At 65.3% G+C, this 15,461-nt stretch carries 12 protein-coding genes; 1 reads left to right on the plus strand and 11 read right to left on the minus strand.

Annotated elements, in window-relative coordinates; translation table 11 throughout:
* Window positions 1–17 precede the first annotated feature (17 nt).
* The 5 genes from C9424_RS08200 to C9424_RS08220 are packed head-to-tail and all read right to left on the minus strand — an operon-like array spanning window position 18 to window position 6,033.
* On the minus strand, window positions 18–1,049 hold the full coding sequence (locus C9424_RS08200; RefSeq protein WP_116766385.1) for an ABC transporter ATP-binding protein: 1,032 nt from the start codon (window positions 1,047–1,049) through the stop codon (window positions 18–20).
* 8 nt (window positions 1,050–1,057) lie between these two features.
* Window positions 1,058–2,134 carry an ABC transporter ATP-binding protein gene (locus tag C9424_RS08205; protein ID WP_116766386.1) on the minus strand — a complete coding sequence of 359 codons (1,077 nt, stop codon included), beginning with the start codon at window positions 2,132–2,134 and terminating at the stop codon, window positions 1,058–1,060.
* Window positions 2,131–3,132, minus strand: a complete 1,002-nt coding sequence (locus C9424_RS08210; RefSeq protein ID WP_116766387.1) for an ABC transporter permease — start codon at window positions 3,130–3,132, stop codon at window positions 2,131–2,133. The genes C9424_RS08205 and C9424_RS08210 overlap by 4 nt, the downstream gene beginning before the upstream one ends.
* Before the next feature lie 60 nt (window positions 3,133–3,192).
* A complete protein-coding gene (locus C9424_RS08215) occupies window positions 3,193–4,917 on the minus strand; it encodes an ABC transporter substrate-binding protein (RefSeq protein ID WP_116766388.1) in 1,725 nt (574 codons plus the stop codon).
* A 36-nt stretch (window positions 4,918–4,953) separates the two neighbouring features.
* A complete protein-coding gene (locus C9424_RS08220) occupies window positions 4,954–6,033 on the minus strand; it encodes an ABC transporter permease (protein WP_237563358.1) in 1,080 nt (359 codons plus the stop codon).
* Window positions 6,034–6,322: 289 nt separating this feature from the next.
* Between C9424_RS08220 and C9424_RS08225 the strand changes: the two genes are divergently transcribed.
* Complete coding sequence (locus C9424_RS08225; RefSeq protein WP_237563359.1) at window positions 6,323–7,027, plus strand: GntR family transcriptional regulator; 705 nt, start codon at window positions 6,323–6,325, stop codon at window positions 7,025–7,027.
* Window positions 7,028–7,200: 173 nt separating this feature from the next.
* Here C9424_RS08225 and C9424_RS08230 read toward each other — a convergent pair whose 3' ends face one another.
* The 6 genes from C9424_RS08230 to C9424_RS08255 form a co-directional block, all read right to left on the minus strand.
* Window positions 7,201–8,823: a S53 family peptidase gene (locus C9424_RS08230; protein WP_116766390.1), complete on the minus strand. Its 1,623-nt coding sequence runs from the start codon at window positions 8,821–8,823 to the stop codon at window positions 7,201–7,203.
* Window positions 8,824–9,033: 210 nt separating this feature from the next.
* Window positions 9,034–10,257: a glycoside hydrolase family 26 protein gene (locus C9424_RS08235; RefSeq protein ID WP_116766391.1), complete on the minus strand. Its 1,224-nt coding sequence runs from the start codon at window positions 10,255–10,257 to the stop codon at window positions 9,034–9,036.
* 252 nt (window positions 10,258–10,509) lie between these two features.
* Window positions 10,510–11,661, minus strand: coding sequence for a glycerate kinase (locus C9424_RS08240; RefSeq protein WP_116766392.1), 1,152 nt, complete (start codon window positions 11,659–11,661; stop codon window positions 10,510–10,512).
* A gap of 1 nt (window position 11,662) precedes the next feature.
* The gene (gene dctA / locus C9424_RS08245) at window positions 11,663–13,123 is read right to left on the minus strand and encodes a C4-dicarboxylate transporter DctA (RefSeq protein WP_116766393.1); all 1,461 of its coding nucleotides are present in this window, start codon (window positions 13,121–13,123) and stop codon (window positions 11,663–11,665) included.
* Window positions 13,124–13,234: 111 nt separating this feature from the next.
* On the minus strand, window positions 13,235–14,332 hold the full coding sequence (locus C9424_RS08250) for a tartrate dehydrogenase (protein WP_116766394.1): 1,098 nt from the start codon (window positions 14,330–14,332) through the stop codon (window positions 13,235–13,237).
* Window positions 14,333–14,531: 199 nt separating this feature from the next.
* Window positions 14,532–15,416 carry a LysR family transcriptional regulator gene (locus C9424_RS08255; protein WP_116766395.1) on the minus strand — a complete coding sequence of 295 codons (885 nt, stop codon included), beginning with the start codon at window positions 15,414–15,416 and terminating at the stop codon, window positions 14,532–14,534.
* Window positions 15,417–15,461: the final 45 nt, after the last annotated feature.

The following is a 15,461-nucleotide window of genomic DNA, read 5'->3' on the forward strand; positions in this document are numbered from 1 at the left end:
GCTCCTTTGTGTTGGGTCTATTGCACACCGGCGGGGGAGGATGCTGCCAGACCCTCGTGGTGGCAGGCCGGGGCGGCGGGGCCGGCCGGCGAGGGAATGTCGCTGATACAGAGCTGCTGCCGGCTTTCGGGCAGCGTGCCGAACAGCGGGCAGCGCGTGCGAAAGACACAACCGCTGGGTGGGTTGGCCGGTGACGGGAGATCTCCGCGGAGCCGGATCTTCACCTGTCGCCGGGCTGCGCGAGGATCGGGCAGCGGCACCGCGGACAGGAGCGCCTGCGTGTAGGGGTGCCGGGGAAGGCGGAACAGTTCCTCGCGGGGACCTTGTTCGACAACCTTGCCGAGATACATGACGGCCACTTGGTGGGAGATGTGCCGGACGACGGAGAGATCGTGGGCGATGAAGATATAGGCGACGCCGGTGTCGCGCTGGATCTCCTGGAGCAGGTTCACCACCTGCGCCTGGACAGAGACGTCCAGGGCGGACACCGGTTCATCGCACACGATTACCGAGGGGTTCAACGAAATGGCCCGGGCGATGCCCACCCGCTGGCGCTGGCCGCCGGAGAACTCATGCGGAAAGCGGTTGTAGTGCTCGGGTTTGAGGCCCACCTGTTCCATGAGTTCTTTGACGCGGTTCTTCAGTCCTGCGGGCGGATTGATCTTCTGCGCCACCATCGGCGCGGCGATCGCGGTGCCGACCGTCTGCCTCGGGTTGAGTGACGCGAACGGGTCCTGGAAGATCATCTGGACCTTGCGTCGGAAGTTGTACAGATCCACACCGCGCAGCTGGCTGATGTCCACGCCGTCGACGACGATCCGCCCGCCGGTGGGATCCAGCAGGCGGGCGACCATGCGGCCCGTCGTGGACTTACCGCACCCGGACTCACCGACAAGTCCGAGCGTCTGGCCTCGGTCGAGACTGAACGAGACGCCGTCGACGGCCTTGACGGTCTTGGCTGCGTGGCCGCCGCCGGGGGAGAAGAGCCCGCCCTTGACGGGGAAATGCTTTTGAAGGTTCTCCACCTGGAGAATTGGCTGCCTGTCCATGGCGGGTCCTAACGCGAAGTCCGGATAGTGATGAGCTGGCGGCTGCTCAGATGGCAGCGCTTGCCGTGGCCGACCTCCACCAGGAGCTCGGGCCTCTGCTCCCGGCAGACGTCGGTGCCGGCCAGGGCGGCGTAGTCGCACCGGGAGCTGAAGATGCAGCCTGACGGCAGGTCAAGCAGCGACGGCGGCTGGCCGGGGATCGGGTTGAGGCGGCCGGAGGTGCCGGTGAGCGTCGGCATGGAATTGAGGAGGCCCAGGGTGTACGGATGCCGGGTGTCGTAGAAGATCTCGTCCACCGGTCCGGACTCGACGCATTGGCCGCCGTACATGACAAGCACGGAATCGCAGACCTCGGCCACGACGCCCAGATCGTGGGTGATGAGGATCAGCGCAGAGTTGGTTTCCGCCTGGAGTTCGGCCATGAGGTCCAGGATCTGCGCCTGGACCGTCACGTCCAGGGCCGTGGTGGGCTCGTCCGCGATGAGCAGTTCCGGTTCGCAGATGAGGGCCATGGCGATCATGGCCCGCTGCCGCATGCCGCCGGAGAAATGGTGCGGGTACTCGTCGTAGCGCTGCTCGGGGCTGGGAATCCCCACCCGGCCGAGCATGTTGATGGCCGCAGCCCGGGCCTGCTTCTTGCTCGCCTGGTGATGGACGAGGTAGGCCTCCTCAATTTGGTGCCCGACGGTATAGAACGGGTGCAGTGCCGACAGCGGGTCCTGGAAGATCATGCCGATGTTCCGGCCACGCAGCTGGCGCATCCCTGACTCGGACATCGTGATGAGGTCCTTGCCTTGGAACAGGGCCTGGCCGGAGACCCGGGCCGAGGTGCCTTTGAGCAGGCCCATCAGTGCCTGGCTCGTCACTGATTTTCCGGATCCGGATTCGCCTACGATGCCAAGCGTCTGCCCGCGCTCAAGGGTGAAGTCCATGCCGTTGACGGCCGAGACCAGGCCGTCGTCGGTGGGAAACGCGACTGACAGGTTCCGGACGTCCAGGAAGGCGCCAGCCCCGCCGTCTTCCGCTGCAGGGGTTGGCGCGGGGGACGGGAAAGCGGCGGGCGCGCCGGGATAGGTCTGGGTCATTGGAGCCTCACTCGGGGATCGATGGCGGCATAGGCGACGTCGACGGCGACATTGGCGACGATCACGAAGAAAGCGGCCAGCATGGTGATGGCCATGGTGACGGGCAGGTCGCCGGAGATGGCGGCCCGGACGGCGGTGAATCCGAGCCCCGGCACGGAGAAGATCTGTTCGGTGAGGACGGCGCCGCCGAGCAGCAGGCCGATGTCCATGCCGAGCATGGTCACGATCGGGGTGATGCCGGCCCGGACACCGTGCTTGAACGTCACGGTCCGCGGGGCCAGTCCCTTGGCCCGCGCCGTGCGGATGAAGTCCTCGCCGAACGTTTCAATCATGTTGGTGCGGGTGACCCGGATGTAGGAGGCGCTGAACAGCACGGCGAGGGCAATCCATGGCAGCAGATAGTTGAGTACCCAGGCCCACGGCCCCTGGGCGCCGAACGGGCTGTTGATCTCATTGGTGGTGAACGGCAGGAGATGCAGCTGATTGACGAACACCAGCAGCAGGAACAGGCCCGTGACGGGGATCGGCAGCGAGACGCCCACGGACGCGGCGCCGACGATGAACTTGTCTGTAGTGCTGCCTTTCCTGAGGGCTGCGAGCAGGCCAAGGCCCACGCCGGAAACCGTCCAAAGGACCAGGGCGCCGACTGCCATCGAGAGCGTGTAGGGCAGCGACCGGCTGATGATGTCCGAGACGTTCTCATTCGTCTGGAACGATTTGCCGAGGCAGGGCCACTGGCAGACGGACTCGGCGCCGGGGGCCCCAATCATGCGCGGCGACACCAGCCCGCGCATGTACTCGGCGTATTGAAGGAAGAACGGCTGGTCCATGCCCAGGGCGACGCGCGCCTCGGCGACTCGTTCCGGCGTGCATTCCTGGCCGCACGCGGCCGAGGCCGGATCGGATGGGCCCAGCTGGAAGAGAGTGAAGGTGATGAAGCTGACGGCTATGAGTAGCAGGACCAAGGAGCCTGTCCGGCGAAGTATGAATCTGATCATTTTGGTTGCGGGCCGCCCGCCTGAATCCGGGCGGCCCGCGTCTCCTTCTGTGAGGACCGGTTAGTGCTCGACGCCGACAATCGACAGGTCGATGCCGCCGAAGAAGTAGCCCACTTGGGCGTTGCGGATGTTGGAGCCGACGACGCTGTTCGTGTGGCTGCGGACGAGCGGAATGATCGGGTAGGTCTTCAGTGCCTTTCCGAATTCCTCGGACCACTTCTTGCCCAGCTCCTCCGAGGTCCCGGCGGTGTCCCGCAGCTCAAACATGGCCTTGGACACCTCCGGGTCGAAGTAGCGGGACGTGTTGGAGAATCCGTAACTGGTGCCATCGTTGTTCGGGCCGAGGATGGGGTCCGCCGAGGTCCGGATCGAAGACGGATCGGCGCCACCGCACCAGCCTGACCGTCCGATGTCCGGCAGTTGCTCACTGGCCATGACGGAGTAATAGTTCGGGGCCGGGATCGGCACCAGTTGGACGTCGATGCCCAGGGCCTTGAGGTTCTCCTGGACCACGGTGCCTGTGTTCTTGTAAGCGTCCCGGTTGTTGGCGTAGCCAAAGGTGAGAGTCTTGGGGTAGGTCTTGCCTTCGAGGAGCTTCTTGGCCTCGTCCAGCTTGGGCTTGCCGCTGGGATCGATCTCCAACTCCTGGGCCACGTACCCGCGCATCTTGTCGTTCAGCGGCGTCTGGGCGAGCTCGCCGAAACGGCGGCCCCCGTACTGGACCAGGATCGACTGGCGGTCCAGGGCAAGCGCAATTGCCTTGCGGACATCCGGGTCCGTGATCTTCTGCGTGTTCAGGCTCAGCACGTCGTTGCAGCCCAGCAGCCCTGAGGCGACCCGGTCCTTGACTTGGGCGTCGGCCAGCTTGGCCGAATCCGAGGTCTGGAGGGCGCCGTTCGAGTCCAGGGTGATGGCGTTGGTGTCGGCGTTGGCCAGCAACTGCTGGCTGATGGTGGCCTGCGACGTGGACAGGGAGAAGCTGAAGGTGTCCGGGAGTGCCGTGCGGTTGGGGTCCGTCGCGGGATCCCAGTGCGGGTTGCGGACGAGTTTGAGCGACTTGCCGCGGTTGTACGATTCCACCATGTAGGGGCCGGATGAGACCGGATGGTTCGTGTAGTCCAACTTGGTGTCCTTGTCCTGGGGCACAGGAGCGGTGTTGGACCGTGAGGCCAGCGCAGGAAATTCAGCGAACGGCTTCTTCAGGTGGAAGACGACAGTGCGCTGGTCCGGGGTCTCGACTGCCTGGAGTACGGCGGAAGGATCCTTGTAGGGTCCCTTGTAGCCGCCGGCGTCGAGCGCGGAATTGAGCTCCTGGGGCGCCTGGGTGTAGACATCCTGGGCGAAGGTGCGTTCGATGCCGTACTTGACGTCGGCTGATGTGATCGGGCGGCCATCCTCGAACTTGACACCGTCCCGGAGCGTGAATGTCCAGGTGAGGCCGTCGGCAGAAACCTTCCCGGTATCCGTGGCGAGGTCCGGGACGATGGTGGGCGGCTGGCCTGCCGTCTCTTTGGCCATGGTGAGTGTCCGGTAATACAGCTGTCCGACATTGGCCGTCTGGACGTAGTTGCTGTTTCCAGGGTCAAGTGTCTGGAAGTCGGAGGACATCAGGATGTTGATGTTGCCTCCCTTGGTGGTGAAGCCGGGCTTGACCACCGACGCGGCCGAATCCGTCGCTGAACCGCTGGCTTTGCTGACGGCCGGCTGGCCCTGGGCCGCGGAACAACCGGTGGCGGCCACGGAGATCAGCACGGCAAGTGCCAGCACTCTGGATGGATATTTCATGGTTCTCCTCATACGGGTGGGTGATGGTGATGGGTGCTAGTGGCGGGAGGCCTTGGGGTCCAAGGCGTCGCGAACGGCGTCGCCGAGCAGGTTGAACGCCAGTACGGTGACGATGAGCATGGCGCCGGGGACGGCCAGGAACCATGGATCGCTGAGGTACCAGTTGCCGGACTGGGCGGCGTTGAGCATCTGGCCCCACGACGGAGTCGGGTCTTTGACGCCGACGCCGAGGAAGGACAGCGCGGCTTCCGCGGAGATGTTGGTGGGGATGAGCATGGTCGCGTATACCAGCACGACGCCCATCACGTTGGGGATGATCTGCCGAAACAGCACGCTGAGGTGGGAGGCGCCGAACGAGCGGGCCGCCTCAACAAATTCACGCTCCCGGAGGCTGAGGACCTGGCCCCGGACGATCCGGGCAAGATACGCCCAGCCGAAGAATCCTAGGATGATGACCAGCGAGGCCATGGGCAGGAAGCTGCCCTGGCCCAGGGGCGTGCCGCGCAGCCTGGACTGAAGGATGGGCGTCAGTGACAGCACCAACAGGAGGTGCGGGAAGGCGAGGAAGAGATCCATGACGCGGCTGATGATCGCGTCCGTCTTGCCACCGAAGTAGCCGGCCGCCGCCCCGAGCACGGTGCCAAGGACGACGGAGACGGCGGTTGAAAGGAGGGCGATGGTGAGGGAGACCTGACCGCCAAAGGCAAGCCGGGCGAACAGATCCCGCCCGAGCCCGGGCTCGACCCCCAGCCAGTGCTGCTCAGAGGGATACATGTAGCCGGGGAGAGGCAGGCCCGGGGTTTCGAAGTCATCAAGGACCTCCGGGCTGGTGTTGGAGGTGAAGGGATCATTTCCGGACCACGCACTGAGGACAGGCGCGAGGACGGCAAAGAGCACGATTGCGACCACGACACAGAGGCTCAGCAGGGCGATCTTGCTCCTGCGGATCCTGAGCCAGGCAGTGGCCAGCAGCGACCGTGCCTGGGCGGGACCCGTGCTGGCGGTCGTTTGGTCGACGGGGGACATGGGGCGGCTGACGCCGCTGCTGCCATCGTCGCTGGCGCCGGGCAAAGGACTCGCAGCAGTTGGTGTGGCACCGGACTGAAGCTGGGTCATCGGGAACGCTCGATTCAGGGTCCAAGGAGCAAGCTCCAACGTTTTGTATACCAAACAAAGATTAGGGCACGATTTGTGCGATGTAAATCACAACTTGGCATCATCTGGAATACCAGAGAGTGGTGTGGCTTGGACGGTGTCGTGACTTGGCCGGTCCGCCGATCGCGGTGGCAACGCACTTGGGGGTTAGTTGCGCGGGAGCCTTTGCATGTGGCCGGAACCGGCAGTTGAGCGCGTGTATGCTCAGTTGGAACGCTGAGCGGCACCGTCCGCCAGGGCCACGGGGTGAGTGACGAACGGCGGTGTGAGTGTGGTTGAACCGAAAGGTGATGCGCTGAACGGGCGGGATGACGAAGTCCGGGCCGAACACGTGTATCAACTGGTCCTTGAAGGGATCGTGACCGGCAAATACGAGCAGGGCATGCGGCTGCGTGAACGGGAACTGTCGGAACTGCACAACGTGTCCAGGATTCCCGTACGGGAGGCCATCCAACGTCTGGAGCAGGACGGCTTCGTTGAAACTTTCCCCCGCAGGGGTGCGGCGGTGCGTCGGCTAACGCTCACGGACGTCAACGAACTCTTCGATGTCCGGCTTTGCCTCGAGACGTTCGCCGCGCGGACCGCGGCGGTCCGGGTTGCTGAGGGTCAAAGCGGCGCAAGGCTGCAGGAACTCGTGGACGAAACGCGGTTGGCCATCGACGAAGGTCCTGAGGCGAAGGTTGCGAGTCTCAGCGCGGAATTTCACGCCGAGATAGTGCGGCTCTCCGGCAACCGTTTGCTTGTCGAATCGGTTAAGCCGCTTTTTGGCCGCATGCGCTGGATCTTCGGCCTGGCCCACAACCGCAGCAATGAGCTCCAGCGCGACGAGCATGTCGAGCTCTGCAATGCCATCCTCAAGGGCCGCCCCGATCTCGCCTATTCGCTGGCATATTCGCACATTGAGCTGGGCCGTGAGCCGGTTCTTGCCGGGCTCGCCCACACGCTCGCACCTTAGCCGGCTGATTTATTGGCCCTCCGGGTCTCCGGTTGTCGCCAAGCGTCCAAAAACGCCCGCCCGGGTTAGTCCCGGGCGGGCGTTGCTGTCGCCTGCAGATGAATTCCGCCGCCAGGAGGCATGTCTCGATGTCCTTCCCGACGTGGCGGAGCAGGGCGTGCGGGAGCAGACGATCAGGTGCCTGCCCCGGCCCCTGCCCCGGATTGGATAGCGGCGAGCAGGGCCGTTCCGTCGGGGCTGCCGAAGCCGGTGCAGGGATCCCAGCCTGGCGCAGCCGCATAGGAGCCGTTGTTGCCGACGACAATGTCGTGGAAGCCCGTGTTGGAGGATGCCAGTTGGCCGTAAATGATGGCCTGCATAAGACCAAACCGGCGGTTGCTCGCCTGGGCCAAACGCGCGACCAGGGCCGCCCAGAGCGGTGCCACGGCGCTGGTGCCTCCGATGACCATGTTTGTGCCGTTGACCCTTACTTTGTATCCGGTCTGCGGATCCGCGACCCCACTGACATCCGGCACGCCACGGCCCAGAAATTTCTTGGCGGGTACACCCGACTTATGATGCTTGCCGTGGACGACGTGACCGTTCTGCCAGACAGGAACTGGGAAAGCGTCGCTGAAGCCGCCGCCGGTTGCCGAGTTCGGCCCGTCATTCCAGACCGTCTCACGCGTAATTTTTCCGGTAACCGGATCGGCCTCGAGCCGGGTGCCGCCGCAGGCGAGGGCGTAGGGGCTTGAAGCGGGGAAATCGGCATGGTCCTTGCCGTCGCTGGCTCCGTCAGCGCTGCCGTTGTCCCCGGCCGCGGCGGTGACGGTGACGCCGAGGGCTGATGCGTCGGCGAAGGCCTGGTCGAATGCCGTGCGTGCCTGCGCCGTCCACGCGTCCTCGCTCTGGCCCCAGCTGATGCTGATCGCCGCGGGCGTCGGGCTGGCGTGCGAGGCGTTGATGATCGCATCGAGGAAGCCGGCGTCGTTGTTCGGGGCGAAATAGACCACGATGCCCGCTTTCGGTGCGAGGGCGCCGACAACTTCGACGTCGAGCATCACTTCGCCGTCCGCCCCGTTCGGATCCATCCCGGGCTGGTTGGCCGCCCCGTCCACCCCGACAGCCGTGACGTTTGGCGGCGTGATCCCTAGGCCGTTGAAGTAGGCGGTCAGGTCCGACGTGGAGTAGCCCCCGCCGAGTTCGATGATGGCAACGTTCTGCCCGGCGCCATCGGTGCCGTCCGGGAACTTGTAGATTTTTCCCAGCTCCGGCGGGGTGTAGCTTCTGCCCGCGGTTGCGAGGGGGATCGCGCGGAACTGGGCCCGCGCCTGCGGCCGGTCGTCAAGGCCGAGGACAGCAGTGACGATGCCGTCCAGTACCGCCGGGATTCTTAGTCCTCCGGTGCGGTGGCGGTGGGTGACGCCGGCGCCGTGGGGTCCGGCGCTTGTCACTTCGTTCAGACTGGTGCCGAAGATATTGCTAAGCGTTTCAATAGTCCCTGCCAGACGCAGCCGGCGCGAGGCCGGATCAGCCTCCAGGACTTCAGCCCCGAGCCGCGTGAAAGTGTCCGTTGCGAGCTGCATGTCATCCTGGCCGGCCCCGTGGGTTGCTGCCAGCTTTTCGACGGACATCGGTTCCCTGACCGTCTCCGGAATCGGCGCCTTCCGGCGCAGGATCACGGTCACCTCGATCCTGCGGGACGGATCAACTGGTCCGTGTTCGGCCTGGACTTCTGGTACCCCGTGGCGCTCCGAACCGGGCAGGGGAACGCTGTCCTCAGCGGAAGCGGGACTGGCAGCTGGCTTGTCACTCATGGTGTTCTCCTATGACGTGGACATTGATTCGTAAGGGAGTAGGCAGGATGTTCCTGGACCCGGAGGATCCGAGGCTTGATCGGCCATAGATGCGATCATTCCTAGGGCTGTCAGCCACTGGTCGGACAGCCCTCAGCTTTATGGGGATATTCACTTAGTGGTGTAGCCCGTACGGCCTCAGACTTCAAGACCTCTCCGCTTGACCGGCCGCTACTTGGGGCGGGCAGCCAGGGCGGACGCCAGCGCCGTGGCGGAAGCGGTGCTGCTGTCGATCCGCCAGTCTGTTTCTTTGTTGAAATCGAACCAGACCACCGCGGTGACGTCGGACTGGGACGCCAGATAGCTGATCAGTGCCGTGTTCCAGTCGGCTTTGGCCCCGCCTTGTTCTGCCGACGACGTTTCTGCCACGAGCACTTGTTTCCCCGGCGCGAGGCGACGTAGTTCGGACAGGCCCGGGCCGAAGAGCTCCGAGGGCGAGATCCAGCTGCTCCAGGCCGCCGACGTGCCCCAGTTGTATCCGTCGAGCGCCACCGCATCCACGTACGCGGGGCCCGGATACAGGCCGTCGAGCGCTGTCGACCCCCAGTACGGGACGTTGGGGTTCCACACCCAGGTGATGTTGGAGGCGCCGGTGGCGGCGACGACGTCGTGAACGTGCCGCCACGCGGCAACGTAATCACCGGGGCCGTTGCCGTTGATTCCCTCCGACCAGGGGTACCAGTTTCCGTTCATCTCGTGCCCGAAGCGCAGCATCACCGGGTGCCCCCAGGACGCCAAGGCCACGCCCCACTGCCGCAGGTAGGGATCGAAGTTTCCGGCCGTTATGCGGTCCAGGGCATAGGCCGGCTGTTCGGTTCCGCCGCCCCAGGCCCATGGCTCCCAGGTCAGGAGGGTCACGGCGCCGCGGCTGCGGACGGCATCCAACTCCGCGATGGGCGGAGCCTGATTGAAGTCCTTATAGGACAAAATGACGGACGGTGCCTCGCCGGCGAGGGACGCGGCCTGGTCCAGTTCTGCCGAGGCCAGCGGCCCGCCCGGGGTGCCGACGCCGAAACGCAGCGGCGCGCTGCTGCTGGCCGGCGGCGATGGTTGTGTTACCGGCGTGACGACGATGGTGAAGGCCGCGGAAGCCTTGACGGTGCCGGATACGGCCTGAATATCAAGGACCGGCTGGGACGTTGGCGGGATCACGACGTCGGCCGTGAAGTATCCCGAGGCACTGACCTTGAAGGCGGCGGAATTGACGCCTGCGCTGAGTGTTCCGGCGTTCTTCTTGGGGAAACCGGTGCCGGTGACGGTGACGATGGTTCCGGGCGGCCCCTTGGTCGGGCTGAGGCTAAGGGACGCGGATGCGGCCTGCGCGGGTACCTCCACGAGTGTCAGGCTTAAGGCCAGCAGGGCAAGGATGCAGGCCAGGGTTCTTAGTGGCTTCATCGGGACTCCTTGACCGGGCCCCGGTAATGCGGGGCGTCGTGGCGGGACGAGGCTTGCCTACCGGAAGCCGTAACGTCCAGTGTCCGTCAGGAACGTACCGCACCGGGAGCCATCAGGGGCAGCAGATCCCAAGGATTGGCCAAGGATTCCTCTATCGGAGACCCGCCGGATCGAGGACAGTCTTTGGACGAGTTACGAACGCCCGTCCGGGTACCCCGGGCGGGCGTTGCCTCTCCTGCGTATGGCGACCGCCTATAGAAGGCTTGCTCCGATGTCTCGTCCGATCCTGCGGAGCAGGGTGGCGGACAGTTTGGGGTCCTTGGCAGAGTCCTGATTGGTGTAGTCGGCCAGCGCGTAGACCCGTGTCACGGCCATTTCGGGCCACCGCGCCTTCGGGAGCAGGGAGCGGCCGGCGACGGCGATGATCGGTCTGGAGCCCGATCTCCGGGCGACGGCGGCGGGAAGTTTGCCGGCCAGGGTTTGTTCGTCCAGGCTGCCTTCGCCGGTGATGACGACGTCGCAGCTGTCCTTGCGGGTGTTGAAGTCCAGCAGGTCCAGGAAGTAGTCGGCGCCTGAGACCTGCTTGGCACCGAGCAGCTGGCACGCGTAGCCCAGCCCTCCGGCGCTGCCGGCGCCTTCGTGCCCGGCCAGGACGGTCGCATCCGCGAACCCGGCTTCGGCCAGCTTGGCCACGAAGTGCTCCAGACCCTGCTCGAGGATCGCGATGTCCTGTGGTGACGCGCCCTTTTGGGGTCCGAAGACGGCCGGTGCCCCCTGGGTGCCGAGCAGCGGGTTGTGGACGTCGCTGGCGACGATGAGTTCGGTGTCGGCCAGTTCGGGTAGCGCGGTCCGGTGGACGGTGTGGATCTGTGCCAGCGCCCGGCCGCTGCCGTAGAGCTGTCGGCCGTCGGCGTCGCGGAAACTGTAGCCCAGGGCGGTGAGCATGCCCATGCCGCCGTCGGTGCTGGCGCTGCCGCCCAGGGCCAGAACGATTCTGCCCGGCTTCAGGCTGAGGGCGAACAGAACCGCCTCACCGAAGCCGCGGCTGGAGGCACCCAGCGGATCCAGTTTTCCGTCCGGCAGGAGTCCCAGACCGCAGGTGTTGGCCACCTCGACGACGGCGGTGAAGCCGTCGAACGCGATGCTGGACCGGACGGGCTGGCCGGTGGGCCCCGCGACGGTGTAGCTGCGCCGGGTGAAGCCGGCGGCGACGGCGGCGTCCACGCTGCCGTCACCCCCGTCCGCCAGGGGAAGCAGTTCACAGTGGACGGATCCGGATCCGGATCCTGCAGACCGGAGGCCCGCTGCCAGGGCCTCGGCCACCTCGGCGGCGGTGAGGCTGCCTTTGAATTTGTCCGGGGCGATGAGTGCCCGCACGGTTGTCGGAGCGGTTGGTGTGAGCATGTCAGATGCTTTTCGAGTAGGCGGGACTGCGGCCGTTCCCGGAGCGCAGGTCGACGTCGTCGGCCGGTTCCGCATGCTGCGAGTCGGTTAAGTCTGCAGCGATGTCCGTGAACTCATCGAGGGGTGTCTGGTCCTCGCTGGGCATTGGCTCAACGGTTTCGCCGTTGAAGACCCGACGCACCCGGTCCGCGTCCAGCGTCCGGTCCCACCAGGCGATGAACAAGGTGGCAACGGCGTTGCCGGTGAAGTTCACCAGGGCCCGGCATTCTGACATGAACTTGTCGATGCCGAAGATGAGCATGATGCCGGCGGCCGGGATGGTTCCGAGGGTGGCGAGGGTGGCGGTCAGGGCGATGAACCCGCCCCCGGCGACCCCGGCTGCGCCCTTGGACGTGAGCAGCATGACCGCGATGAGGCCCAGTTGCTGGCCGATGGTCAGGTTCGTGTTGGTGGCCTGGGCGATGTACACGGCGGCCAGCGAAAGGTAGATGGCGGCGCCGTCGAGGTTGAAGCTGTACCCGGTGGGGACCACGAGCCCGACCGTTTCCTTCTTAACCCCGGCGTGCTCGAGTTTGCGCATCAGGCCCGGCAGCGCCGGTTCGGCGGTGGAGGTGCCGAGAATGAGCAGGTATTCCTCTTTGAGGTGGCGGATCATCTTGAAGATGTTCAGCTTCAGGAAGGCCATGACGGATCCGAGGACCACGACGACGAAGAGGATGGAGGTGGCATAGAACAGGACGATCAGCCCGCCCATGCTGGAGAGGGAGGAGACGCCGTACTTGCCGACGGCGAAGGCCATCGCGCCGAATGCGCCCAAGGGAGCGGCCTTCATGATGAAGCCCAGGATCTTGAACATGACGCCGGTGAGGCGCTGGACCCCATCCAGCACGGGGGCGCCGACTTTGCCCATGGCGTTCAGGGCGATGCCGAAGATCACGGCGATGAAGATGATCTGGAGGATGTCGCCCTCCACGAAGGGAGCGACGATGCTGGTGGGGATGATGTGGGTCAGGAACTGCCACCATTCCTGGTGGGCGCCGGTTTCGATCAGCTTGGCAGCGGACTCCGTGGTCTTGATGGTGCTGGCGTCGGCGTTGACGCCGTCGCCGAGGCGGAAGAGATTGATGGCGACCAAGCCGAAGAGCAGGGCGAAGATGGTGCCGATTTGGAAGTACGTCAGGGCCTTCAGGCCGGTCATGCCGACCTTTTTCAGGTCCGCGACGCTGGCGATGCCGCCGACAATGGTCAGGAACACGATCGGGCCGATCAGCATTCTCATAGCGTTGACGAACGTGGTGCCGATCGGTTCCAGGGCGATGCCCGCGGCCGGGGCGAGCCAGCCGACCAGGATGCCGAGGACGATGCCGGTCAGTACCCAGAAGTACAGCTGCCTGTACCAGCGTGTCTTGGGGGCCGCATTTTTGGATGCCGCGGCTCTGCCCGCGGTGGTGATGTGTCCCATGATTCCTACCTCATTGTGGAATGTGAGTGGCGTGGTGCTTGAAGAATGAAAAAAGTAGGTCGGGGCGGGCGGCGGCAGTGCGCTGCGCCGCCCGCCGCGGGTCCGGCAAGGCTAGACGGCAGCCAGGGTGTGGGTGAGGGTCTTGATGATGGCGTCGGTGACGTCATCGGTGTTCGCGTCGCCGCCGACGTCGCGCGTCAGGTAACCGGCGGCGGTGGTCTGCTCGATGGCGGCCTCGACCTGGCGGGCTTCCTCGTGCAGGCCGAAGTGGTCCAGCATCAGGGCGGCGCTGGCGATCGCGCCGATCGGATTGCTGATGCCCTTGCCGGCTATGTCCGGGGCGGAGCCGTGGACGGGTTCGAACATGGACGGGAAGCGGCGTTCCGGGTTCAGGTTGGCGCTGGCTGCCAAGCCGAGGCTTCCGGCCAGGGCCGAGCCGAGGTCCGAGAGGATGTCCGCGTTCAGGTTCGAGGCGACGACGACGGACAGGTCTTCCGGGTGCAGGATGAACTTGGCGCTCATGGCGTCGACCAGGACGCTTTCGGTGGCCACGTCCGGGTAGTCCAGGGCCACGCGCTGGAAGGTTTCGTCCCAGAGGACCATGCCGTACTGCTGGGCGTTGGACTTGGTGACGGAGGAGACTTTTTTCACGGTGCGTGTGCGGGCGAGGTCGAAGGCGAAGCGCATGATCCGCTCGCAGCCCTTTTCGGTGAACAGGGCGGTCTGGAGGGCGACCTCGTTGCCGGGGCCGCGGCCGCTGAGGTTCCGTCCGCCCAGCCCGGCGTATTCGCCCTCGCTGTTTTCGCGGACCACGATCCAGTCGAGTTCGGTGTGGTCGGCCTTGCGCAGCGGGGACTGGATGCCGGGGAGGAACTTCACCGGGCGGATGTTGGCCCACTGGTCGAAGTTCTGTGTGATGTTCAGGCGCAGGCCCCAGAGGCTGATGTGGTCCGGGACGTTTTCCCAGCCGACGGCGCCGAAGTAGATGGCGTCGAAGTTCTTCAGGGCCTCAAGGCCCTTCGGGTCCATCATCTGGCCGGTCTTTTCGTAGTAGCCGCAGCCCCACGGGAATTCCGTCCATTCGAAGGCGAACTTCCCGCCGGAATTCTGGGCCAGGGCGTCCAGGACACGGCGGCCGGCGGAGACAACTTCCTTGCCGACGCCATCGGCAGGGATGGAAGCGATGCTGAATTTCTGGGTGGCGCTCACGGGCCTACCTCCTTGTTGAGTGTGTTAGCAGCGTCACACTGCCTGTCCTCTTCAAGTAGACGGTCAGGCGACACTCGCCGTCCAAGACCAAGATCCGATCCGGTAGATAGGCGCAGCCTATTGGTCTGTTCCATCGACTGCCGAGAGGTCGCCCTTTTGGACGCGCAAAAGGGCGTTATCGGAGCAATCGACGGGCGGGTTACTTGGTGTGGAGGGCTGCGACGTCCAGGAATGCCCTGGCGGCGGGAGTCAGGCCTTCTTTACGGCTCAGAATGGCCACGTCAAGATGGGACACGGGCTCAATCAGGAGGGTCCGCAACCCTGACTTGTGCGCCAGCGGGGCCCACGACGAGGGCATCACGGCGTGGCCAACGCCCGCCAGGACCAGCGGCAGGATCGAGGTCCGGTGGGCAACCTCGACGACGATTTCGGCGTCGACCCCGCGCGCCAGCGCATCGTCGACGAGCCAGCGCATGAGGGAACCGCGCTGGCTGGCGATCAGCCGGTGCCCGCCCAGGTCATCACGCTGGATGGCCGTCCCCGGGGCGAAAGTGTCGGCCTCCGGATTGACGATGAGAATCAGCGGCTGGCGTTCCAGCTCCAGGACTTGGACGCCCGGGACCCTGATGGGCGTGGGCGAGCCGGCAAGGCCGATCTCCGTACTGCCGCTGCGGACGGATTCGATGACTTCTTCCGGCGTAAACGCGGCACTGACGTTGAGTCGGACCGACGGATACGCGCGGGTGAACCCGGCGATCATGGACGTCAGCGGCTCGATGCCGGGTGACGGCATGGTGATAATGTCCAGCCGCCCGCTCCGCACGCCCCGCAGCGCCTGGACCGCGGACTGCGCCGCATCAAGGTCCCGCATCACCAGACGTGCCGGCCCGACGAGTTCCTTGCCCGCCTCACTCAGAACTGCCCGGCGGCCGATCCGGTGGAAAAGCGGCACGCCCAGTTCCTTCTCTAAGGCGGCGATAGTCTGGGAAAGAGACGGCTGGGCGATAAGCAGATGCTCTGCGGCGCGGTTGAATCCGTCGTGGTCAACGACGGCCAAGAAATACTTCAGCTTTCGTGTGTCCACGCCAACTCCTTCACTCGGCCAGAGGTTTTGAGCAGGTTACACCCG

Origin of the sequence: Arthrobacter sp. H-02-3, from assembly GCF_003097355.1 — a bacterium.
Taxonomy (GTDB): Bacteria; Actinomycetota; Actinomycetes; order Actinomycetales; family Micrococcaceae; genus Arthrobacter; species Arthrobacter humicola.

Bases quoted from the DNA above. Each gene is read 5' to 3' on its own strand.
- C9424_RS08200 (WP_116766385.1), bottom strand. From the start codon at position 1,049: ATGGACAGGCAGCCAATTCTCCAGGTGGAGAACCTTCAAAAGCATTTC.
- C9424_RS08205 (WP_116766386.1), bottom strand. From the start codon at position 2,134: ATGACCCAGACCTATCCCGGCGCGCCCGCCGCTTTCCCGTCCCCCGCG.
- C9424_RS08210 (WP_116766387.1), bottom strand. From the start codon at position 3,132: ATGATCAGATTCATACTTCGCCGGACAGGCTCCTTGGTCCTGCTACTC.
- C9424_RS08215 (WP_116766388.1), bottom strand. From the start codon at position 4,917: ATGAAATATCCATCCAGAGTGCTGGCACTTGCCGTGCTGATCTCCGTG.
- C9424_RS08220 (WP_237563358.1), bottom strand. From the start codon at position 6,033: ATGACCCAGCTTCAGTCCGGTGCCACACCAACTGCTGCGAGTCCTTTG.
- C9424_RS08230 (WP_116766390.1), bottom strand. From the start codon at position 8,823: ATGAGTGACAAGCCAGCTGCCAGTCCCGCTTCCGCTGAGGACAGCGTT.
- C9424_RS08235 (WP_116766391.1), bottom strand. From the start codon at position 10,257: ATGAAGCCACTAAGAACCCTGGCCTGCATCCTTGCCCTGCTGGCCTTA.
- C9424_RS08240 (WP_116766392.1), bottom strand. From the start codon at position 11,661: ATGCTCACACCAACCGCTCCGACAACCGTGCGGGCACTCATCGCCCCG.
- dctA (WP_116766393.1), bottom strand. From the start codon at position 13,123: ATGGGACACATCACCACCGCGGGCAGAGCCGCGGCATCCAAAAATGCG.